The 1069-nt window shown below is 65.9% G+C and carries 1 protein-coding gene; it reads left to right on the top strand.

Annotated features, from left to right (window positions below; translation table 11 throughout):
• The coding region (locus tag AC50YA_RS23095; RefSeq protein ID WP_494984478.1) for an IS701 family transposase at positions 1 to 1069 on the top strand (1069 nt) is incomplete at both ends.

Genomic DNA, 1069 nt, shown 5'->3' with positions numbered 1-1069 from the left:
GGGATTGATTACCAGCAGTTGCAGCAGTTCGTCTCGTCCTCACCGTGGAAGCCCGAGCCGGTACGCCGGGTCCTGGTGCGCAAAGCCGTCGAAGTGATCGGCCCCGACGCGTGGGTGGTTGACGATACCGGGTTCAAGAAGGACGGCGGCTCCTCGCCGTGCGTTGCGCGGCAGTATTCGGGCACTCTGGGCAAGATCGGCAACTGCCAGATCGCTGTCAGCATCCACGCAGCCACCGACCAGGCGTCCTGCCCGCTGGACTGGCGGCTCTACGTGCCCGAAGCCTGGGATGAGACCTGCGCGGAAACGAACGCCCAAGCCGAAATGATCGCGGCCCGCCGGGCCAAGGCGCAGATCCCCGATCTCCAACGCCATCGCACGAAGTGGGCGATGGCGTTGGAGATGATCGACGAACTCGGCACCCGGGGCTACCGGCCTCCGATCATGGTCGGGGACGCCGGCTATGGCGAGATCACCGCGTTCCGGTCCGGGCTCAGCGAACGGCAGATCCCCTACATGGTCGCCGTCAAGCACTCAACGACCGCGCACCTCCAAGAAACCCCCATCGGCGTGGCTGAGTACGCCGGCAAAGGCCCCCGCTCAAGCCAGCGCCGCTACCTGGACGCCCCCACATCACTGAAAGACCTCGTCATGGACGCCGGCCGCCGGAAGCTGCATCAGGTCACCTGGCGGCACGGCACCAAGTCCACCACCAACAACAAACTCGCCTCGATGACCTCCCGGTTTATCGCCTTGCGCGTCCGGGCAGCCAACCGGGACATCCCCCGAGCCGAGGACGGTTCCCTCCCCGCCGAGTGGCTGCTTGCCGAATGGCCCAAAGGCGCACCCGCGCCCACCGACTACTGGCTCTCCACATTGCCGGAGACGACACCGCTGAAGGAACTCGTCCGGATCGCGAAAATCCGGTGGCGCATCGAGCACGACTACCGCGAACTGAAAACCGGTCTCGGCCTCGACCACTTCGAAGGCCGCACCTGGCTCGGCTGGCACCACCACGCCACCCTCGTCACCGCGGCCCACCTATTCATCACCACACTGCGCCTGACAC

The sequence above is a fragment of the Pseudarthrobacter sp. RHLT3-21 genome (assembly GCF_059383495.1).
The sequence above is the reverse complement of the archived record's forward strand: the minus strand, read 5'-3'. Positions and strand labels throughout refer to the sequence as shown.